The sequence below is a fragment of the uncultured Hymenobacter sp. genome (assembly GCF_964242765.1).
Lineage (GTDB): Bacteria > Bacteroidota > Bacteroidia > Cytophagales > Hymenobacteraceae > Hymenobacter.
Genome location: NZ_CAXTBM010000030.1, coordinates 16,451 through 36,517, shown reverse-complemented (window position 1 = coordinate 36,517; position 20,067 = coordinate 16,451). Strand labels below are relative to the sequence as shown.

The 20,067-nt window shown below is 55.0% G+C and carries 17 protein-coding genes; 13 read left to right on the top strand and 4 right to left on the bottom strand.

The features are described 5' to 3' along the window. Positions 1-133 precede the first annotated feature (133 nt). Positions 134-1,942, top strand: a complete 1,809-nt coding sequence (locus tag ACFE7X_RS13885) for a hypothetical protein (RefSeq protein ID WP_375436273.1) — start codon at positions 134-136, stop codon at positions 1,940-1,942. 520 nt (positions 1,943-2,462) lie between these two features. Here the strand turns inward: ACFE7X_RS13885 and ACFE7X_RS13880 are convergent. Next, positions 2,463-2,696 (bottom strand): hypothetical protein, encoded by a 234-nt coding sequence (locus ACFE7X_RS13880; RefSeq protein ID WP_375436272.1) that lies wholly within the window; start codon positions 2,694-2,696, stop codon positions 2,463-2,465. 133 nt (positions 2,697-2,829) lie between these two features. On the opposite strand from ACFE7X_RS13880, the gene ACFE7X_RS13875 reads away from it, so the two are divergent. The 5 genes from ACFE7X_RS13875 to ACFE7X_RS13855 all read left to right on the top strand — a co-directional run bounded on the left by ACFE7X_RS13875 (position 2,830) and on the right by ACFE7X_RS13855 (position 8,988). Continuing rightward, positions 2,830-3,420 (top strand): RNA polymerase sigma factor, encoded by a 591-nt coding sequence (locus ACFE7X_RS13875; RefSeq protein ID WP_375436271.1) that lies wholly within the window; start codon positions 2,830-2,832, stop codon positions 3,418-3,420. Positions 3,421-3,529: 109 nt separating this feature from the next. Then, positions 3,530-4,690: a trypsin-like peptidase domain-containing protein gene (locus ACFE7X_RS13870; RefSeq protein WP_375436270.1), complete on the top strand. Its 1,161-nt coding sequence runs from the start codon at positions 3,530-3,532 to the stop codon at positions 4,688-4,690. 304 nt (positions 4,691-4,994) lie between these two features. Next, positions 4,995-6,725 carry a DUF1800 family protein gene (locus tag ACFE7X_RS13865; protein WP_375436269.1) on the top strand — a complete coding sequence of 577 codons (1,731 nt, stop codon included), beginning with the start codon at positions 4,995-4,997 and terminating at the stop codon, positions 6,723-6,725. 88 nt (positions 6,726-6,813) lie between these two features. After that, positions 6,814-8,400: a DUF1501 domain-containing protein gene (locus tag ACFE7X_RS13860; RefSeq protein WP_375436268.1), complete on the top strand. Its 1,587-nt coding sequence runs from the start codon at positions 6,814-6,816 to the stop codon at positions 8,398-8,400. A 246-nt stretch (positions 8,401-8,646) separates the two neighbouring features. Continuing rightward, complete coding sequence (locus ACFE7X_RS13855; protein ID WP_375436267.1) at positions 8,647-8,988, top strand: hypothetical protein; 342 nt, start codon at positions 8,647-8,649, stop codon at positions 8,986-8,988. A gap of 134 nt (positions 8,989-9,122) precedes the next feature. Here the strand turns inward: ACFE7X_RS13855 and ACFE7X_RS13850 are convergent, their stop codons facing one another. Then, positions 9,123-9,785 (bottom strand): SOS response-associated peptidase, encoded by a 663-nt coding sequence (locus tag ACFE7X_RS13850; RefSeq protein ID WP_375436266.1) that lies wholly within the window; start codon positions 9,783-9,785, stop codon positions 9,123-9,125. A 624-nt stretch (positions 9,786-10,409) separates the two neighbouring features. On the opposite strand from ACFE7X_RS13850, the gene ACFE7X_RS13845 reads away from it, so the two are divergent. Beyond that, positions 10,410-11,840 carry an RtcB family protein gene (locus ACFE7X_RS13845; protein WP_375436265.1) on the top strand — a complete coding sequence of 477 codons (1,431 nt, stop codon included), beginning with the start codon at positions 10,410-10,412 and terminating at the stop codon, positions 11,838-11,840. A 41-nt stretch (positions 11,841-11,881) separates the two neighbouring features. Here the strand turns inward: ACFE7X_RS13845 and ACFE7X_RS13840 are convergent, their stop codons facing one another. Further along, positions 11,882-12,625, bottom strand: a complete 744-nt coding sequence (locus tag ACFE7X_RS13840) for a DUF72 domain-containing protein (protein WP_375436264.1) — start codon at positions 12,623-12,625, stop codon at positions 11,882-11,884. 284 nt (positions 12,626-12,909) lie between these two features. Between ACFE7X_RS13840 and ACFE7X_RS13835 the strand changes: the two genes are divergently transcribed. Continuing rightward, entirely contained in the window at positions 12,910-13,701 is a 792-nt protein-coding gene (locus ACFE7X_RS13835; RefSeq protein WP_375436263.1) for an SDR family NAD(P)-dependent oxidoreductase, read from the top strand. 122 nt (positions 13,702-13,823) lie between these two features. On the opposite strand, the gene ACFE7X_RS13830 is transcribed toward ACFE7X_RS13835, so the two are convergent. Beyond that, positions 13,824-14,198, bottom strand: coding sequence for a hypothetical protein (locus ACFE7X_RS13830; RefSeq protein WP_375436262.1), 375 nt, complete (start codon positions 14,196-14,198; stop codon positions 13,824-13,826). Positions 14,199-14,692: 494 nt separating this feature from the next. Here ACFE7X_RS13830 and ACFE7X_RS13825 point away from each other — a divergent pair, with 494 nt between their 5' ends. The 5 genes from ACFE7X_RS13825 (at position 14,693) to ACFE7X_RS13805 (ending at position 19,902) form a co-directional block, all read left to right on the top strand. Next, on the top strand, positions 14,693-16,282 hold the full coding sequence (locus ACFE7X_RS13825; protein WP_375436261.1) for an ABC-F family ATP-binding cassette domain-containing protein: 1,590 nt from the start codon (positions 14,693-14,695) through the stop codon (positions 16,280-16,282). A 375-nt stretch (positions 16,283-16,657) separates the two neighbouring features. Beyond that, positions 16,658-16,783 (top strand): hypothetical protein, encoded by a 126-nt coding sequence (locus ACFE7X_RS13820; protein WP_375436260.1) that lies wholly within the window; start codon positions 16,658-16,660, stop codon positions 16,781-16,783. Between the two features lie 84 nt (positions 16,784-16,867). After that, complete coding sequence (locus ACFE7X_RS13815) at positions 16,868-18,112, top strand: hypothetical protein (protein ID WP_375436259.1); 1,245 nt, start codon at positions 16,868-16,870, stop codon at positions 18,110-18,112. 488 nt (positions 18,113-18,600) lie between these two features. Continuing rightward, a complete protein-coding gene (locus tag ACFE7X_RS13810) occupies positions 18,601-19,323 on the top strand; it encodes an NADPH-dependent F420 reductase (protein WP_375436258.1) in 723 nt (240 codons plus the stop codon). 450 nt (positions 19,324-19,773) lie between these two features. Beyond that, the gene (locus ACFE7X_RS13805) at positions 19,774-19,902 is read left to right on the top strand and encodes a hypothetical protein (protein WP_375436257.1); all 129 of its coding nucleotides are present in this window, start codon (positions 19,774-19,776) and stop codon (positions 19,900-19,902) included. The last annotated feature ends 165 nt before the right edge of the window (positions 19,903-20,067 follow it).

Below are 20,067 nucleotides of genomic sequence, written 5' to 3'. Positions count from 1 at the left end.
CTAAATAAGATGGTTGTCTTTCCGACGCAGGAGGAATCTGAGTGTTATCGTTGACTATTCTTATCCTCAGATTCCTCCTGCGTCGGAAGGACAGCCATTAGGTGCTAAGCATGAGGCACAAAAACCAATCACCATGTCTAATCCGCCCATCTATTACGTGTTGCTCGCGGGGTGCCTACTCCTAGCTCTGGGCGTGTCGGTGGCCGCTTGGCGCCGGGCCCACACCCGGCGGCGCGCCGCCCGGTTGCTGGCGGGTTTGCTAGCCGTAGTGGGACTGTGGCTGATGGCCTACCCGCCACACCGCACTGTAGACGAACCCCAAGCCGAAGCTATTCTGCTCACCGACGGCTACCACCCCGACACGCTACGCGCTTTACTGAACCGTTTTGGCGCTCATACCCGCGTGTGGCGCTTCGCCTTGGGCAACGCACAGCCAGCTTCAACCGACACGCCTACCGTAACCAGCCTAACCACCCTGCGCGAGCAGATGCCCACATTACGCCGCTTGCACCTATTAGGCCGTGGGCTGCCCGCGGCGGCTCTGCCGGCCTTGGGCCCTGTGCGCCTGGTTCAACACACTTCGCCTTCCTACGCTGGTTTCCGCAACACCCACTGGAACCGCACCTTAGAGCTAGGGCAGCCACTGGTGCTGGAAGGCTATTTTGCATCCTCGGCTGCCCGCCAGCCGGGCCCAATCTGGGTACGCCTGCAAGTAGCCGGTGCCCCCCGCGACTCCGTGCGGCTACCGGCGGGGCAAGGCACCTTCCGGCTGCGCTACGTACCGAAAACGGCGGGGCGGTTAGTAGCTACCGTTTCGGCGGGGCCGGGCCACCAGTTGCTGGCCAAGGAACCCGTGCCTCTGGAAGTGGTGCCGCCGCGCCCTTTGCGCGTGTTGCTGCTGGCTGTCACACCTTCGTTTGAACTCAAGTTCCTGAAAAACCATTTGGCAGCCCGGCAGCACGCCGTTGCGTGGCGGGCCGGCATCAGCCGGGGCCTCACCCAAACCGAGTTCAGCAACCAACCCACTATTGATTTGAGCCAATTCACGCCCGCGCTGCTCGCTCGCTACGATGTGGTGGTTACGGAAGCTAGCGTGCTAGCCGCTTTGCCCACCGCCGAAGCCCAAGCGCTACGGGCCGCCCAGCGAACGGCCGGCTTAGGCGTGGTGGTGTTAACGGAAGCTGCCGCGCTACCGGCGGCCGTGCCAGGACGCGCGCAAGTGCGTTTGGTACTACAAAACAACGCCCTCAACCGTCCTCAACGCATACACTGGCCTGATGCGCCCTTGGCTACCACTATAGTGCCCGGCACGCTCACGCTAGCGGGAGCCGCGCGGCCCCTCGTGACGTTGGTGGGTTCGGAGGTCGCCGTAGTGGCCAGCCAGCGCGTGGGGCTCGGCAATGTGGTGATATCCACGCTGCCCGAAACCTACTCTTGGCTGCTACAAAATGCCCCGGCCACCTATGAAAGCTACTGGAGCCGGTTGTTGAGCGCTGCCGCTCGTCCTGTTGCTCTCCCCGCCCGCTGGACCTTAGCTGACCCGTGGCCGCGTCCTCAACTGCCTCTGCCACTCCGCTTGGCGGGCTCCTTCCCTGCCCAGCAGCCCTTGGTGCTCGGGGCCACTAATACGCCCCTGGCCCGATTGCCGCTGCAACAAGACCCTGCACTGCCCGAATGGAGCACTGCTACGTACTGGCCCACCGCGCCGGGTTGGCACCAGATTCAACTGTCGGGGCAGCCAACCCAATGGTTTTACGTGTTTGCTAATTCCGACTGGCAGGGTCCCGAATTACAGCGCCGAAGCCAGAGCGCTATTTCGTGGCTTACGTCGGCAGCAAAACCTCTTCCGGCCTTGCAGCGCGCCGAACCGTGGCCAATTGGGTGGTTTTTTGGGTTGTTTGTGTTGGCAGCGGGTTTCTTGTGGCTCGAAGAGAAACTATAGGTCCTTTGCGTTTCAACGCTCTCCGTTCCAAATCAGGAAGGCCACCTCTCACAGCCGCGGCCGGCTCTGTGCAGCCGCTAGTAGCGAATATCTGGGTGACCACCTAAGCACGGCTCTGTATCTCCTGCGAGCCCTACATTATAACCGCCCACTACCAATACCACTAACGCTCCCAACGGAAGCGTCACCTGCGCCGCCGAACTGACAGCGGGCCAAGCATCTTCAACCAAGTGTTCCTGTTGACTATGTTTCTCTGGTGTGGTGCAATTAGTGACCGAACTACCTGATGTGCTTTGTGAGTAGTTCATCGAATTCAATGTTTACAACATAACATTTGCAATATTATATATAAAATAACCTATTTTATAATATTCGACGATTTGTTTTTCATTTGGAAAGAATTCCAGTACTAGATTGTTAAGGTGCTCGGGATTATACTCATCACACTGAAAAAACAAAGCCCGAACTCAGCGGAGCCCGGGCTTTACAGTATCATGAAAGCCAATTACTTGGCTGTTCCTTACTTCTTCTCTTCGGTGGTTGTGGTGGTAGTCGACTCGGTAGTGGCTGGAGCGGCCATAGCTGAAGTATCACCGGCCATAGCAGACGAGTCCATAGCAGGAGCCGTAGTTTCGGTGGTAGTCGTAGATTCGGTGCTTGCGCCTTCTGCGCCTTCGGTAGTAGCCGGCTTTGATTCGCAAGAAGCAAGCGTCACAGCGAAAAACAGAGCGGATACTTTCAGCAGGTTGTTCATTTGATCGTAGGTTTGAAAAGTTTTGTTTGAAAAACACCCTTCATACTCGACAATAGAAAAGGTAACCCAACAGTAAAATATATTTACCGAGCGGGTTACCGGGCTTCCCTCATTGTATTAACAACTAAAGTGAATGGCGAAGGCCACTGCTTCTTATTCTTACACCGATGACGAGTTTGTGGCGGCTATCCGCTGCGGCGACGACCGGGCCCTGGCGCAACTCTACCGGCTGCACCTCCCCATGATTTCGCACTACGTGCTGCAAAACAGCGGCACCGAAGACGAAGCCAAGGATGTGTATCAGGAAGGGATAATGGTGTTCTATGAAAAAGTACGCGACGGCTCCTTGGAGCTAAGCTGCCAAATCAAGACCTACCTCTACGCCGTGTGCCGCCGGCTGTGGCTGAAGCGACTCACCGAGAAAACCCGCTTCGGCGGCCACCTCGATGACCACGAGCCCTACCTCGAAACCGGTGCGGAAGCCGACCTAGTGGAGGCCGAAGAACGGGACCGACGTTTTGCGACAATGAGCGAAGCCTTGGACCTAATTGGCGAGCCATGTCGTTCCCTTTTGGAAGGTTTTTACCTGCTCGATAAGTCGATGCAGCAACTCACCACAGAATTCGGCTACACTAATGCCGACAATGCCAAAAATCAGAAGTATAAGTGCCTGGTACGATTGAAAAAGCTGTTTTTCACCAACTACCAGGAGTCGGAATCTTAAGAGTACAGAAGTGAGAGATGAGCGTAGTGCAGCCGGCCTTTGGCGGCACTACGCTCATCTCTAAGCCCTACCTAAATACCTGCGGACTTCAACCACCCGCGCTAATGCTATGATGACTGAAGCTGACTATTACGCTTTATTTGACGCCTACCGACAAGGGGAGCTGGAAATTCCGGCTCGCCTAAACTTCGAACGCCGCCTTGCTGCCGACCCGGTGCTGGCGCAGCGCTTTGCTGAATTCGAAGACGTAACCAGCACGCTGAGCGGCTACGGGCACCGCCTCAACACGCGCCGCAAGCTACGGGCCATTCAGGCCGAGATTGATGCCGAGCAGGCCGTGAAGCTGCACACCGATGGGGAAGTGCTGGAAACGGGCCACCCCACCATGCCGAAGCTGCATATTTCGCGCACCGAACTAAAGCTGCGTGAGTTTTGGCAGAGCCACCGGGCTACCATGATGGTGGCGGCTTCGGTAGCCGTTATGGCCGTGTTCACCACCTTGCTCGGCATCGAGTGGTGGCGCGCCTCCCAGAAGCCTTCGCTGTACGGCTACACGGTGCTGCGCCGCGAAGTGGAGCGCATCAAGCGCACACAACGGGCCATGAACCGCGCCATGCAGGGCCAAGGCGACACCCCCGAATCCGCCAAGGAAGGCAAATTTAGCGGGACGGGTTTTGCCCTCACCGCCGATGGCTACCTCGTCACCAGCTACCACGTTATTCAGGATGCTGATTCGCTGCTCATTGAGGGCCGCGACCAGCAGCGCTTCCGCGCCGAGCCCGTGTTCACCGACGTGGCCCACGATTTGGCTATTCTACGCATCAAGGACAAGTCGTTCCGGGGCTTCGGCCGCTTGCCCTACTCGTTTAAGCGCGGCACCGCCGACCTCGGCGAGAAAGTATACACGCTGGGGTATCCGCGCGAAGACCTTGTTTTCAACGACGGCTCGCTGAGTGCCCGCTCGGGCTTCGAAGGCGACTCTGCCTTCTACCAAATCAGCATTCCGGTGAACCCCGGCAACTCGGGCGGGCCCCTGCTCGACGAGCGGGGCAACCTGATTGGCGTCATCAGCGGCCGGCAGATGGACGTGCAAAGCGCCGCATTTGCCACCAAGTCCTCCTATCTGATGCGCTTGGTTGACTCGTTGTCGGCGGCTGGTGCCGGGCACCCTTATTCCTTGCCGCGCGGCAATCAGCTGGCGGGCAACTCCCGGCCGAACCAGATTCGCAAGCTCCAGGACTACGTGTTTGTCGTGAAAGTGTACGAATAAGAAAAGCTTCGCAATTCACTGAGTTGGGGTTCTGCCTAATCAAGTCCTCTGCCTTAATTGCTATCTGCTAGCACAAAGCCCTGCCGGTTTCTGGTGGGGCTTTTTTGTTGTGGCTTATGGGTTTCATTGGTTGGGCGGAGGCAAGCACTTTGCGCTTGGACAATTGGTAGGACCTAGAAAAGAATTGTTTATTAAACTTCCACTATTTTAATAAGTCCTTAGAAAACAGCTTGCTAATAGGGCCGGCAATGAGTTACTTCCGAACCCCTTATTTCCTTTTCACGCCACTCCCACCCTATTGCCTATGAACCGTAGAGCTTTCCTCAGCAAACCTGCCACCACCTTAGCCGCCCCACGAGTGGCAGTAGCGGCGCGACCAACCAGCGGTTCTGACGATCCGCCCGGAGACGGCGAAACCATCAGCCGGTTCGCCAATACCCGCTTACCGACCGAGCCGCGCTCCTTGGCAGGCCTAGCCCCGTATACTGGTCCGTGGGGTTCTGCGCAGGCGGCCCACCTGTTGCGCCGCTGCCTGTTCGGTCCTACGCGCACCGAAATCAATACGGCCGCGGGCCAGACGCTGGAGCAAGTGGTAACTGGGTTGCTAACGGTGCCAGCCGCTCCCGCGCCGCCGCGCAACGTGTCGGCCACGGATACGAGCGTGCCGCAGGGCCAGACGTGGGTGACCGAACCTTTCAACCAAACCTTTGAAGGGGCTCGGCGTTCGTCGTTGCGGGCGTGGTGGATGGGGCAACTGCTGGGGCAGGGCACCTCGTTGGCAGAGAAGATGACGCTGTTTTGGCACAACCACTTTGTGATTGAGCTCGGCGACATCAACGACGCCCGTTACGGCTACCACTACTGCGCGCTGTTGCGGCAACACGCACTCGGCAACATCAAGCAGCTTACCGAAGAAGTGACCGTGGCTCCGGCCATGCTGCGCTACCTCAACGGCAACCAAAGCACGGCCAACGCCCCCAACGAGAACTACGGCCGGGAGCTGCTAGAACTGTTCACGGTGGGCAAAGGCCCATTGATTGGGCCCGGCAACTACACCAACTACACCGAGGCCGACGTGCAGGCCGCGGCCAAGGTCCTGACTGGCTGGCGCGACAACACGACCACCATTGCCGGCTACTACACCGCTTCGCGCCACAATACCACCACCAAGCAATTCAGTGGTGCCTTCCAGAACGCCACCATCGCCAACCTCGGCGACCAGGAATACAAGGCCCTCATTACCTTGATTTTCACGCAGCAGGAAACCGCTAAGTTCCTGTGCCGCAAGCTCTACCGCTGGTTTGTGTACTACGTCATCGATGCTACCACCGAAACGGAAGTAATTCAGCCGCTGGCGCAACTGCTCGTTGCCAACAACTACAACGTGGCGCCCGTGCTGCGAGCCTTGCTGTCGAGCGAGCATTTCTATGATGCCGTGAACATGGGCTGCGTGATTAAGAGCCCCCTTGATTTTACGGTGGGCACGTGTCGGCAATTGCAGATGGTGTTTCCGGCGGCCAGCAACCTGACGGCGCAATACGGCATGTGGGACTACCTCAACAGCTCCACCAACGTGCAGCAGCAGTACCTCGGCGACCCGCCGAACGTAGCGGGCTGGCCCGCTTACTGGCAAACCCCACAGTACTACGAAATGTGGATCAACGCCGTGACGCTGCCCCGCCGCAACCAGCTCACTGACCTGTTCATCAGCACCAACGGCTACACCCGCAATGGCGCCAATATCAGGATCAATTCTATTGACTTGGTGCTTTCGCTGCCGCCCGCCACCGCCGCCGACCCCAATCTGCTGATTGCGGAACTGGCCCAGTTGCTGCTGCCTATCCCCCTCACGGCCAACCAACTCACCTACCTCAACGATACGCTGCTGCCCGGCCTGCCCGATTTCGAATGGACCGTGGAGTGGCAGCAATACCTGGCTGCGCCGACCAACGCCACCCGCAGAGCTGCCGTCGAAACCAAGCTTCGGTCTCTGCTGCGCACCATGATGGGGCTGGCTGAATATCATTTGTCTTGATGATTGAATGACTCACTGGCGGGCTCTACTAACGGCTCGCCGACCAATTCACCAATGGAAAAATCAGTCATTTAACCACCAGACAGACATGAAACGCAGACATTTCCTTCAAACTACCGCTGCTGCTACGGTATTGCCCACACTACTCGGGGGCTTGCCCATCGGGGCCTACGGTTTCTCGCCGGAGCTATTCGACATAACCGGCGGCGCCACCCAAACCGACCGGGTGCTGGTGCTTATTCAGCTGAACGGCGGCAACGACGGGCTAAACATGATTATCCCCACCGACCAGTATTCGGCGCTGATGAATGCCCGGGCCGATATTGCCATTCCGCAAAACCAGGTGCTGCCGCTGAGCGCTACCACGGGCATTCACCCGGCCATGGCGGGCGTAAAAAATCTGTTTGATGATGGTAAGATTGGGGTGGTGCAGGCCGTAGGGTACCCGAACGCCAATTTCTCGCACTTCCGGGCCACCGACATCTGGACCTCGGGCTCCGACTCCAACGCAACCATTACCTCGGGTTGGGCCGGGCGCTACCTCAACGGCGAATACGCTGATTACCCCACCGGCTACCCCAGCACCGCCAACCCCGACCCGCTGGCCATCAGTATTGGGTCGGTGGTGAGCAACTGCGTGCAGGGGCCGAGCGTGAACATGGGCATGGCCATTGCCAGCACTTCGTCGTTTTACCAACTGCTTTCGGGCGGCGTAGACGCGGCCCCGAACACGCCAGCAGGCCACGAATTGACGTTTATTCGGCAGGTAATATCCCAGACGCAGGTCTACACCACAGCCATCCAAGCGGCGGCCCGGCGGGCCACCAACCTCTCGCCACTCTACCCTACGGCGGGGCAAAACTCGTTGGCCGACCAGCTCAAGATTGTGGCGCAGCTGGTAGCCGGCGGCTTGCAAACGCGCATCTACGTTTGCAACCTCGGCGGCTTCGATACGCACTCGGCGCAGGTGCCTACTACGGGCAGCACCACTACGGGCACCCACGCCACGCTACTGGGCAGAATTTCGCAGGCTTTAGAGGCTTTCCAGGATGATTTGCGCCGCCTGAACGTGCAGGACCGGGTGGTCGGGATGACGTTTTCGGAGTTTGGTCGCCGCATCAAGGCCAATGCCTCGAAAGGCACCGACCACGGCGCGGCGGCTCCGCTTGTGGTGTTCGGCACGAGCGTCAACCCGATTTTGCACGGCACCAACCCCGTGTTGCCCGCCAACGCCGGCGTCAACGACCAAGTGGCCATGCAGTTCGACTTCCGGGCCATCTACGCCAGTATCCTGAAAGACTGGTTCAAGGTGTCGCAAACGACGATCAACGAGCTGCTGCCTTCCACGAATAGCCCGTTCTCCTACGTGCCCGTCATCCGGCCAGCGGTAGTAAATGGTACAGCCTCGGCCGCCGCTACCAACGTGGCAGGCTTCAGCGTGTACCCCAACCCCGTTCGGGACCGGGCCACGGTGGAATTTACGGGCGAAGGCGGCCACGTCCAAGTGCTGCTCTACGATGCGCTGGGGCGTGAAGCAGTCCGCGTCGTGGACCGGGTCTTGCCCCGCGGGCCTCACAAGATTCCGCTCGATGTTTCGCGCCTCGCGGCCGGTTCTTATCACTGCCACGTACAGGAAGGCCCGCGCGTTAGCTCGCGGTTGGTGGTAGTGGAATAGCCTGAGTTACTGCCGGGCTTTGCACCGCCAAAACCTTGCGAATACGCTTAATTAAGCAGGGTTTTGCGGGTGAAATATTGGTTGAACTTAAACGCGTTTAACCTAGTCGAGCTTGTTTTTTCTTTGTCTTGCTCTTCAAAAATCCTGGTATCGAGGCAGCCCGGAGCGAGCTTTTTGCGTACACGCCCACCAGTGGCTTAGCCACTTGCAGTGCTCACCCGTACAACCGCTACCACAACGCCACAAATGGAACAACTACAGAAAAAAATCGACCCCATTGCACCAGAAGATATTTCCCGGACGCTGGAAAGCGCCTATCACGTCATCTTCCAGGGCGACCATGACAAAATCGACGACTTACTGCGCCATGGCGGCACGCTGATCCGCAAAGCCGCCCAGCGCTTCACTACCACTCAGCTGATTCTGGGTATTGCGGGGGTTGCCGTTGCGGCCGTGGCCGTAATAGCGCGCATTGAAAGCCAGCAGAACGACAGTGAAGGCGAAGGTGAAGTAGTGGATGTATCAACTCCGGAAGCCGAAGACAAGCCGAAGCCCAAAGCCAACAAAGCACCGACTCCAACTGCATAAGTTGCGGCGGCACCACGCAAAAAAGCCCTGCCCGAAACACTTCGGGCAGGGCTTTTTTGCGTGGTATCCGGGTCGATGCGTTTTCAGACTCGTCTCAACCGTCTGATTTGTCGTTGCCCACCTCCTACAACAGATTAAGCTGCTTCGAGCAAGCTAGCATCGTTGTTAGATGGCGAATTAACACGGGTGGTAATGATGTATTCGCGCATCAGCTCGGCCGGATACGGCTGCAAGAGCGCCTGGTGGTCGGCTACGCTGACGGCATCATCGAGCCACGCCAGTTCGGCGTCGCGGCCTTGCAGCATGACGGGCATGCGGTTGTGGATGGGCGCCATCAGCTCGTTGGGGTCGGTGGTGATGATGGTGAACGTGGGGCGCACTTCGCCCGTAGCCTTATCAACCCACTCGTCCCAGAGGCCGGCAAATGCAAACGGTTCCTCGTTGCGCAGCAGAATGCGGTGTGGCACTTTGCCTTGCGCCGTTACCTGCCATTCGTAGAAGCTGTCGGCGGGTACGAGGCAGCGGCGACGCTGGAGTAGCTGCCGGAACGACGGCTTTTCGGGCAGGGTTTCGGCCCGGGCGTTGATGGGTTTGGGAGCCGCTTTCAAATCTTTCACCCAGCCCGGAATCAGGCCCCACTGCAAAAGCTGAATCTGGCCCGGCTCGGTGTTAAGAATAACCGGCAGGCGCTGCGAGGGAGCAGCGTTGTAATTGGGGTCGGCTTCCGCTTTAAAAGAAGCATCAAAACGTTTTTCGAGCACTGGTTTCGGAGCAAGGGTGGTGTAGCGGCCGCACATAAGAGAGTTGGGAAAGAGTGGAACAGCGCATCAACAGGATGTCTATTCATAACGCTGGCCGGGAAGTGAGGGTTCTTCTAAACGGGTCATAAAGCCGGTTGCCCGCCTATTTTATCTGTGTCCCCAACGGTATTTACTTCGTTAAGCTGACGACATAATTTGTGGCCGTGTGCTGCCCTGTTGTTTCACGTGCCATTCGTACAACAAAATCGACTTACCCTCCTCGCTTATGTCGGAAGCTCCCCAAAAACCTGAATTGCCTGCCTGGGTATTTCTACTGCTGCGCTTGGCGGCAGCGGCGTTGGTGACATCGGTGGCTTGGTTTGTCGTGCGATGTAATTGAAGATTTGTTTTAGTTAGCGAAATAACAGAACGGTGCAGAAGCGCCCTCCGTGGCATTCCGTCGTTGAACGACCGGAATAACAGCTAAACAACTCCAGCAACGACGACACCTACGGCGTCTCCTGCACCTACCCTTTCAATCGGGTCTTGCTATTACCTCTTCTATGTTGCTTGGACAAGGCTCTTCGGTAACGCTGGGTTGGCTTTGGTTTGTTGTAGCTCGGCCATAACCCGGGGCACCCAATTCGCGCTACACCTAGTCTCACCTATCCCTCCTCTCCCATGGCAACCTTGAAGCTGCGCAGCAACGACCTGCGCAAAATCGGCTATCCTGAAGGCCGAGCCATCAACTTGGCACTGGACATTTTGGAAGACCGGCAATTGAAAAAGCTCGACAAAGGCAGCGCCTTGGCTACTCTCCAAAAAATCAAGGAAGACCCCTACGCCTACCTCCGCGACTCGCTGTGGCGGGAACTGGCCAAGGAATTTGTGCCCGATCCCAGCCGCGACGTCAGCCTGAACCCGGAAATAAAAGACTACCGCCGCTACGGCGACGCCTTCATCGAGGATGGCGCCCGCAAGCAAATGGACACCGCCATGAAGCTGCCCGTAACGCTAGACGGCGCGCTCATGCCCGATGCGCACCAGGGCTACGGCTTGCCCATCGGGGGCGTGCTGGCCGTTGACAATGCCGTCATTCCCTACGGCGTGGGGATGGATATTGGCTGCCGCATGGCCTTATCGGTGTTTGATTTGCCGGCGCACTATCTCGAGCAGCGCACGCAGGAATTGAAAAAGCTGCTGCACAACCACACGCGCTTCGGGGCCAAGGAAGTGTTCAAGAACCCCGCTCAAGACCCGGTACTGGACCGGCCCGAGTTCAAGGAAATAGCGGTGGTAAAGGGCAAACGCGAAGCCGCCATCAACCAGTTGGGTTCTTCGGGCTCGGGCAACCACTTTGTGGAGTGGGGCATAGTAGATATCACCACCGAAAACAACGACCTCGACCTACCGCTTGGCAAGTACTTGGGGTTGCTTTCGCACAGCGGGTCGCGGGGCTTGGGAGCGGCCATTGCGCAGCACTACACCAAAATAGCCATGAACAAGTGTCCGCTGCCGCCTGAGGCGCGCTACCTGGCCTGGCTCGACCTCGACAGCCAGGAAGGCCAGGAATACTGGCGCGCCATGAATCTGGCCGGCGACTACGCCTCTGCCTGCCACCACGACATTCACCGCCGCCTGAGCTTGGCCTTGGGCGCCAAACCCGTAGCGAAGGTGGAAAACCACCACAACTTTGCTTGGAAAGAAACCCTACCCGATGGCCGCGAGGCTATTGTGCACCGCAAGGGCGCCACGCCCGCCGGCCAAGGTGTGCTCGGCGTGATTCCGGGCTCTATGACGGCACCGGGCTTTATCGTAAGGGGCCGCGGCGAACGGGACTCCATCCAATCGGCTTCGCACGGGGCGGGGCGCAAAATGTCGCGCACGCAAGCCAAACAGAACATTTCGGAGGGTGACCTTCGCCGCCACCTCCGTGACCAAGGCATCGAGCTAATTGGCGGTGGCCTCGATGAAGCACCAATGGCCTATAAAGACATTCATCAGGTTATGGCCCACCAGCGCGACCTAGTGGATGTACTGGGCTCGTTCATGCCGCGCATCGTGCGAATGGACGCGGGCGGTGGTGGCAAAAGCAAGTACGGTGGAGAGTAGGAGCAAGGGCACCAAGTGGTTCGCAGCATTTCAAGACACAATCACGCCCGCGGCGCACCTCCCAGCAACTGTTGGAGCTGCCGGGCATTCACTACCCCTGCCCCGCCAATACCATTATTAAAGTACACGTAGGCCTCTTGCACGCTGGGCTCAACCTGAATATCGTGCGCCACCCGCTCCAAAAATTCCGCGCTGTAAGCCGAGGTGTACAGCACTGGCACGCCGTGGAAACGGTAATACAGTTGTGGCGTGTTGATGATTACTTCATCAGGCAGCGCAGCTGGGTAACTCTGCCCAACGAAGCTGATATTGTGCCGCCCCAGCTCGCGCATAATCTCGCCTTCCCACCAGCTTGGGTGCCGGAACTCCAGCACGTTGTGAAATCTCGGGTCGAGATGCTCCAAGATGCGGCCGAGTAGCTCCTCGGTGTACGCGGATTTCGGCGGCAACTGCAACAAGATGGGGCCAAGCTTCTCGCGCAAGCCCTCCCGCACTACGCCGTAGAAATCGGCTAGTACCGGGCCGGCTTCGGCATTGAACTTCTTGTAGTGCGTCACGATGCGCGGCGCTTTCACCGCAAACCGGAAGTCGGCGGGGCTTTGCGCGTACCACGTCTCGAACACCTTCATCTCCGGCATGCGGTAGAAGGTTACGTTCACTTCCAATGTGTTGAACTGGGTGCAGTAATAGGCAAACCATTTGCGCGGCGGCAGGCCTTCCGGGTACAAGATACCTTTCCAGTCGCGGTAAGAAAAGCCGGAACAACCGATGTACATAGTGGGCATAGCAAGGGGCGGTGTGTGGTGCTCTTACGCAAATCCTGCTATCAGTCGCCGAGGGCTTCACTTTATTTTAACTAGGCTGCCGCTTCCCTTGTGGTTGAGCACACAGATGGAAACTTAGTTGCAGCTGCTGCCCAAGGTCTTGTTGCTGCTGGTTCGGTTGCCGGTAGCTTGGTTTTGGGTGCTCGAAATAGGACGCGGGTTTAGAGACATGCAATAGAATAAATTACCTGTTTATCAGTATATTATATCAAGAATACTCTCGTCCACACTAAACCCTCTCAGCTATGAACGACCAAACCGCCCTCATTACTGGCGCCTCCAGTGGCATCGGCTTCGAACTGGCCCGCTGCTTCGCCCGCGACGATTACCGGGTTGTGCTTGTTGCCCGCCACCTCGATGAGTTAAAGGAAGCTGCCCGGCTGCTTCACCAAGAATTTCGGGGTGTCGATATCGTGCTGCTCCCCTTCGATTTAAGCCGCCCCGAATCGGCCGATCAGATTTATGCGGAAACCAACCAACGCGGCTTCCAAATCGATGCCTTAGTCAATGATGCCGGCTTCGGGGAAACCGGCTACTTCACTGATACCGACATGCAGACCGAGCTCGACATGATTCAGGTGAACGCAGCCTCGCTCGTGCATCTAACCAAGCTCTACCTGCGCGACATGGTAGAGCGCAACGAAGGCCGCATTATGCAGTTAGGCTCTATTGCCTCGTTCTCGCCTAGTCCTTGCCAAGCCGTGTACGCCGCTACCAAGGCCTTTGTGCTTAGCTTCACCGAGGCCGTGCAGCACGAGCTGAAGCAAAAGAAATCGGCCGTAACAATGACTATTCTCTGCCCGCCCCCTACCGATACCAACTTCTTCCACGTCGCGCACGCCGAAAACACCCGCGCGGCTGCTCATCCTGCCTCCGCCCGCGACGTGGCCGAAGAAGGCTACGATGCCCTGATGGAAGGCGCCGCGCGGTCTTTGCCCACTATCAGCGCCAAAGTCAACTTTTTCTCTAGCCTAGTTCTGCCCGACTCCATGCTAGCTACACTCATGAACACGCAGCTACACTCCACTCAGAAATAAGCTGATAAGCTACTATTCAAGCCACCATGACAAACGCCTCCTGCCTATTTGTGGCTTGGAGGCGTTGTCGCTTTTAATTCAAGCTGTTAGTGTGCTCTTGCAATTCAGATCGGGGCCTTCGCTTACGACCGTTTCAAGCCTAAGCGCTCCACAGTTTCGCCTTCGAAGTCGAACTGAATAAGTATGGCGGGTTCTTCGCCTACCACCCAGCCGTCGTGGCCAGGCGCAATGGCTACCACCTGCGGCGCCACGTATTCTTCTAAAGCGCCATCGGCGTACTGAATGGTGAGGCGACCAGCAGCCAAAAATCCGACGTGGGCGTGCTGGCACAGTTCGGTGCCAATCACTGGCTTTATGTCTTTCGACCAGCGGAACCCCACCGGGTACACCACCCGCTTGACGCGGGAGTTGCCAGTACGCACTACATCAACTTGCACGCCGCCTATTTCGCGGCTTTCGGCGTTTTTGAGTGGGCCTAAGAGGATATTAGTGTTCATCGTTACGGGGCAAAAGCAGTGAATAAGCAGATCTAGAACTTGCTTGAATATAGCTAATCTACAGTTAGCATTCCGGCGCTTTAAGCTTCTCTTTTCCACTTGCGCCCCGTACCTAGCTTCTCTTTCCCGGTAGCTTTTCACCTCGTAAACGCATTGCCTGCAAAGTAGCAAGCTAACTTACACCACACCAGCAGCCGAGAGTAACTCAAAGCACCTGCTAATGCTGACGCGAGTTTAGCACAACGTGCTTGTCGGATAACATCACTGTTCGATACTTACAGGCAAAGCGGTTCCACTGTTGCTTGATGCTACGCTTGCAGGGCAACCGCCTATACCTTGTATCAGGTCTGCTGAGCAGGATTAAGCAGGAACGCTTAAGTTTGCTTTCACAAACAGACAGCACCGGTTTATGTAATAGCTGACTTCTTTCAAAAATCGAGTAGCCAACCCACTGAGTGGGTTGTGCTATCCATTCGCTTTTCAAGAAAGAACTTATGCTACTTCTACAAAACCTCGGGTATGCACACCCCAATAAAGATGTGCTGTTCGACAACCTGAATCTGGCTGTCAACTACCACCAGAAAATTGCGCTAATCGGCAATAACGGCGTAGGCAAGTCTACCCTGCTTCAATTAATTGCCGGTATTTTGTCGCCTTCCAGCGGGCGCGTGAGTGCTAGCACCGCACCCTATTACATTCCACAGCATTTCGGGCAGTTCGATGAGTTGACTGTGGCCCAAGCATTGAACATTGAAGGCAAAGTGGTGGCCTTGCAGGAAATCCTGGATGGCAAGGCCACGGAAGAGAATCTAGCCGTGCTGGACGATGATTGGACTATCGAGGACAGGAGCCGGGAAGCCTTGCTGCACTGGGGGCTAGCCGAGTTGAGTATAACGCAACAAATGGCAAGCCTCAGCGGCGGCCAGAAAACCAAGGTTTTCCTGGCGGGCATCGCCATTCATCAACCCGAGTTAGTGCTGCTGGACGAGCCCAGCAACCACCTCGACAGCGGCGGCCGACAGTTACTGTACGACTTCATCAAGACCAGCCCGAACACCCTGGTGGTAGTGAGCCACGACCGGAGGCTGTTAAACCTGCTCGATTCGGTTTGTGAATTAAGCAAACGGGGAATTGCAATGTACGGCGGCAATTATGAGTTCTACGCCGAGCAAAAGCAGGTGGAAAGCAATGCCCTGAACCTGGATGTGAAAAACCGCTCAACAGCCCTCCGCCAAGCCCGCGAAACCGAGCGCGAGGCCCTGGAAAGAAAGCAAAAGCTAGACGCCCGTGGCAAGAAAAACCAGGACAAAGCCGGCCTGCCGATCATCGTACTCAACATGATGCGCAACAACGCCGAAAAGAGTTCTTCTCGCCTCAAAAGCATTCACGCCGAGAAAGTAGGCGCCATTTCCCAGAAGCTGAGCGAGCTGCGGAAGGAGCTGCCCGATACCGACAAAATAAAGCTGGGCTTCGACAACTCAACCTTGCACAAAGGCAAGATATTATTCACTGCCAACGACTTGAACTATAGCTATGGCTCGCGCCTGTTGTGGCGCGAGACCCTGGGTTTTCAGATTAAAAGCGGCGAGCGACTGGCACTGCAAGGCCCTAATGGCTCCGGCAAAACCACCTTGATTAAGCTGCTATTAAGTGAATTAAAGCCAACGCTTGGCACGCTAGTACGGGCCGGCAACAAAGCGGTATTCATCGACCAAGATTATTCGCTGCTTAACGGCCAACTGCCAGTGTACCAGCAGGCGCAGCTATTCAACGCGTCGGGGCTGCAAGAACACGAAGTCAAGATTCGCCTGACCCGCTTCCTGTTTACCAAGGAATACTGGGACAAACCGTGCAGTACTTTGAGCGGCGGCGAAAAAATGCGGCTGCTGCTGTGCTGCCTAATGATCGGCAACCAGGCTCCGGACCTCATCATCCTGGATGAGCCGACCAACAACCTCGACCTTCAAAACCTGGACATCCTGACGGCCGCTATCAACGACTACCACGGCACCCTCATTGTGGTATCGCACGACGAATATTTTCTGGAGCAGCTACACGTGGAACGCACCATCCACCTGAAGTAACCACCAAGCAATTCGCTAGCCCGAAGTGAAAATTTATTTACTGCTTGCTTGTATACTTTGAAAAACAAAGTACTTTTGGAAAGCGTCATAAACAACTAGCAAGCTTACTTAAGTGCAACCATGGCTAAACCTGAAGTGACACCAAGTACTAGGGCCAGCAAGCGCCAAATTATGGTAGCAACTACGGCCATTTTTGCTGTGGGTGCAGTATTTGCCTTCACTAAGTGGAAGCCACTAACCGACAGCGAGGGCCAACTAACCGTTTTGCATTGCCGGCAACCTCTACTACGTAGGGCCCCAGGACGTTAGCCTTTTCTGCTTACCGGCCCTCAAGGCCACGTGCTAGTTGCTGGGAGCTACCCCGGCACCGCCCCAATGATTTGGAAGAGGATTGCCACCCTCGACTTCAGCATCACCGACGTGAAAATCCTGCTCAACTCGCATGCTTACTTCGACCACGCAGACGGTCTGGCGGCTTTGCAGAAAGCATCGGGCACCTAACTGTGGGGGAGCAGGGGATGCCGACATTATTTGTGTCCAGAAGTATCAGCGACCGAATGATAGAAACTTAGTAACAATTGCAAAATGAAAGCAGAACTCGTAAACAACCTAGGCAACCCCAGACAGCTTGAAAAGCTATATCGGGACAACAAGACAATTTTCAGAAGAGAATTCAACTCTATCTACCCTAATATCAAGGAAAATACAGTTGCTCAAATCTGGAATGAAAGATTAAATTTTGAAAATGAAGGAATTTCTTGGGGCACCAAAGAGGAATTGTCTTTCGTTATATTAGCCTCACTTATTGCAGGATTTATTGCTAAATTTCCTCAGTTTTTCGGAATAAACTCCGAATACTTTTACCCAAGAAATATTGCGTTTGTAGTTTTCCCGTTGCTGATTATCTATTTCGCTTGGAAACAAAAACTTCAAGCTAAAAGAATTGGCATCATCTCTTTAATTCTTGTAGCTTCACTCGCCTACATTAATTTATTACCTAATAATAAAGAGAGTGACACATTGATTCTGGCTTGTATTCACCTACCACTGTTATTATGGGCTGTATTAGGCTCTACTTATGCAGGAGATGATCTGCAAAACCCTCAAAGACGACTGGATTTTCTCCGGTACAACGGAGACTTGGTTGTAATGACTACCATTATACTACTTGCAGGTGGCTTGATGAGCGCCATTACGATGGGGTTATTCGAAATCATCAACATTAGCATAGAAAAGTTTTACATAGAATACGTCGTCATTTGGGGACTTGCATCCTCCCCAATTGTGGGAACCTATCTTGTTCAAACGAATCCTCACTTGGTGAATAAGGTTTCGCCGGTAATTGCCAAAGTATTCACACCGCTGGTTTTGGTGATGCTTGTGATTTACCTCTCTGCCGTAATCTACACGGGCAAAGACCCTTACAACAACAGAGAGTTTTTAATGGTCTTCAATGCCCTCCTGATCGGAGTAATGGCAATCATATTATTCTCGATTGCCGAAACTTCCAAAAACACAGGCAATAAAATTGAGAATCTGATGCTGCTTGCTCTTTCTATTATAACAATAGTTGTAAACGGAATAGCGCTTTCAGCAATCCTGTTCAGAATTTCAGAATGGGGAATTACACCTAACAGACTTGCCGTTCTAGGTGGCAACGTTCTTATTTTAACTAATCTTTTAATTGTAACTTACAGACTATTTAAAGCAACAAGAGGGCAGAGTGAAATTCATACAGTCGAGAATAGCATAGCTTCTTTTTTACCCACCTATGCTTTCTGGACAATTATTGTAGTGTTTATTTTTCCCTTGGTTTTTAACTTCAAATAATAAAGATGGGTTAAATCTATCGAGCAATTACCTGTAGCGCGGACCATCCCGTTGTTATATGGAAAGATGCAAACTGCTGGAATAAGGTGTCGTAATAAAAAACACCTTACCACCTATGATGCGTGCAATAAACACTTTGCAGTCTATTCTCGGAATCATGCTTTTTCCAATGCCCAACCATTCGCCGCCTTACCTGCTGCCGGCGCCGCTGAAGAAACGGAAGCTATCAGTTTAGTCCGGAGTACGAGAGTCGTCCTTGGACTAGCATCTCCTAATAGAGAAGCTGCACTTTTCGAGCGACCGCTGCAAAGTTGACCTCTGAGTCCAAGCCCGTTTTTACGCCTCTCCCTCCGGAGAGGCTATTTCGTACGCAGCTTGTCTGCTGTGGATAGGGTACAGAAGCAAAACAATCCTGATGAGCGAGCGGTATTAGAGCGAATCGCTTCACCAAATAGCGGCTCACATCCTATCCGCTCATCTTACTGCTTATGAACATTGGAATCATTGGGGCCGGCCACATCGGCAGTGCCCTGGCCGTACGGCTCACCAGCCTCGGCCACTCGGTCTATATTGCCAATTCCCGCGGCCCCGAAACGCTAACGGAACTGGCAGAAAAAACCGGTGCTACCCCCGTCACGCCCAAAGAAGCCGCCCACCACGGCGAAATCATTGTGGTAACCATTCCACTGAAAAAAATCCCCGATCTGCCAAAGGACCTGTTCGAGGGCGTACCCGCCAGCGTGCCGGTAATCGACACCAGCAACTACTACCCCTTGTTGCGCGATGGCCAGCTGCCAGAGCTGGAAAGCGGCGACCTGACCGAAAGCGAATGGGTGCAGCAGCACCTAGGCCGCCCGGTGCTAAAGGTGTTCAACAACATCTTCGCCGCGAACCTTGAAAACTCAGGACAGCCCGCCGGCACGCCCGGCCGTATTGCGCTAACGGTAGCCGGCGACGATGCCGCTGCCAAGCAGAAAGCAATGGCCCTCGTTGAAGAACTAGGCTTCGACGCCGTGGACGGCGGCAGCCTGCACGAGTCGTGGCGCCAGCAGCCAGGCTCGCCGCTGTACTGCACCGATTTACCGGCTGCCGAAGTGCAGCAGCATTTAGCTAGCCTAGGTACTGTGTTCACGCCCGAGCAGCATGCCCAATTCGCGGCCAACCAAGCAGCATCGGAAAAACAACTACAAGCGCAAGGCGTCAAGTTGTAAGGACTAGCACCCGACTGTTAATCGGTTGCTTCAAGCCCCAATGAAAGAGCCCTAGCGGTTGCCAGGGCTCTTTCATTGGGGCTTGTTCGATAAAAGGGCGTTGCCAAGTGCCATGGCCGTTTCGAGAGCTACGTGAGCGAAACCGGAGCTTCAGTGTATCCTTAGTTCGAAAGATGCCCTTGAGTTTTCTGACGAGAAAACAGCCTTTCCTTCCCGCGGCCGTGCAGCAAGCTACAGTAGCTTTCAAGAAACGCAGCAGATAATAGGAACTTAGAGTAGCAGGTTCTAAGAAGTTACTTTAATCAATGCTGGTTGCCACCGCACTTGTTCTTGCGTAGCTTGTGCTTCGCACTAGTGGAGGTACAATCTCCACCCTATAGCTCGTCATGAGCTACAAGCTCGCATGAGTTGAGGCGATTTTATATTATTTGCCTTTAAATCGACATCAAAATGGACTTAAGTACTGCAAAAGATATTGCTACAATAGCTGCCCCTTTTTCAGGTGTCGTAATCAATGCTTTTTTGAAGCCAGCACTAGAAGAATTTGCTGATTTTTTCAAAAAAGGAAGAATAATTTAGAGAATCTTGTTACCGACAAATTCAACGATTATTTAATACGTTCATTTGAAAAGCACTGGTATATAAAGACCTTAGTTTTTCAAAATATGCAGGTGCCATTGTACCAAATATACACACCTCTTACTGTTGTTAACTCAGATTCTGGAGAACGTATTAAAATAGATT

Coding starts and splice junctions, on each gene's coding strand:
- ACFE7X_RS13885 (WP_375436273.1), top strand. CDS start 134: ATGTCTAATCCGCCCATCTATTACGTGTTGCTCGCGGGGTGCCTACTC.
- ACFE7X_RS13880 (WP_375436272.1), bottom strand. CDS start 2,696: ATGAACAACCTGCTGAAAGTATCCGCTCTGTTTTTCGCTGTGACGCTT.
- ACFE7X_RS13875 (WP_375436271.1), top strand. CDS start 2,830: ATGGCGAAGGCCACTGCTTCTTATTCTTACACCGATGACGAGTTTGTG.
- ACFE7X_RS13870 (WP_375436270.1), top strand. CDS start 3,530: ATGATGACTGAAGCTGACTATTACGCTTTATTTGACGCCTACCGACAA.
- ACFE7X_RS13865 (WP_375436269.1), top strand. CDS start 4,995: ATGAACCGTAGAGCTTTCCTCAGCAAACCTGCCACCACCTTAGCCGCC.
- ACFE7X_RS13860 (WP_375436268.1), top strand. CDS start 6,814: ATGAAACGCAGACATTTCCTTCAAACTACCGCTGCTGCTACGGTATTG.
- ACFE7X_RS13855 (WP_375436267.1), top strand. CDS start 8,647: ATGGAACAACTACAGAAAAAAATCGACCCCATTGCACCAGAAGATATT.
- ACFE7X_RS13850 (WP_375436266.1), bottom strand. CDS start 9,785: ATGTGCGGCCGCTACACCACCCTTGCTCCGAAACCAGTGCTCGAAAAA.
- ACFE7X_RS13845 (WP_375436265.1), top strand. CDS start 10,410: ATGGCAACCTTGAAGCTGCGCAGCAACGACCTGCGCAAAATCGGCTAT.
- ACFE7X_RS13840 (WP_375436264.1), bottom strand. CDS start 12,625: ATGCCCACTATGTACATCGGTTGTTCCGGCTTTTCTTACCGCGACTGG.
- ACFE7X_RS13835 (WP_375436263.1), top strand. CDS start 12,910: ATGAACGACCAAACCGCCCTCATTACTGGCGCCTCCAGTGGCATCGGC.
- ACFE7X_RS13830 (WP_375436262.1), bottom strand. CDS start 14,198: ATGAACACTAATATCCTCTTAGGCCCACTCAAAAACGCCGAAAGCCGC.
- ACFE7X_RS13825 (WP_375436261.1), top strand. CDS start 14,693: ATGCTACTTCTACAAAACCTCGGGTATGCACACCCCAATAAAGATGTG.
- ACFE7X_RS13820 (WP_375436260.1), top strand. CDS start 16,658: ATGATTTGGAAGAGGATTGCCACCCTCGACTTCAGCATCACCGACGTG.
- ACFE7X_RS13815 (WP_375436259.1), top strand. CDS start 16,868: ATGAAAGCAGAACTCGTAAACAACCTAGGCAACCCCAGACAGCTTGAA.
- ACFE7X_RS13810 (WP_375436258.1), top strand. CDS start 18,601: ATGAACATTGGAATCATTGGGGCCGGCCACATCGGCAGTGCCCTGGCC.
- ACFE7X_RS13805 (WP_375436257.1), top strand. CDS start 19,774: ATGGACTTAAGTACTGCAAAAGATATTGCTACAATAGCTGCCCCTTTT.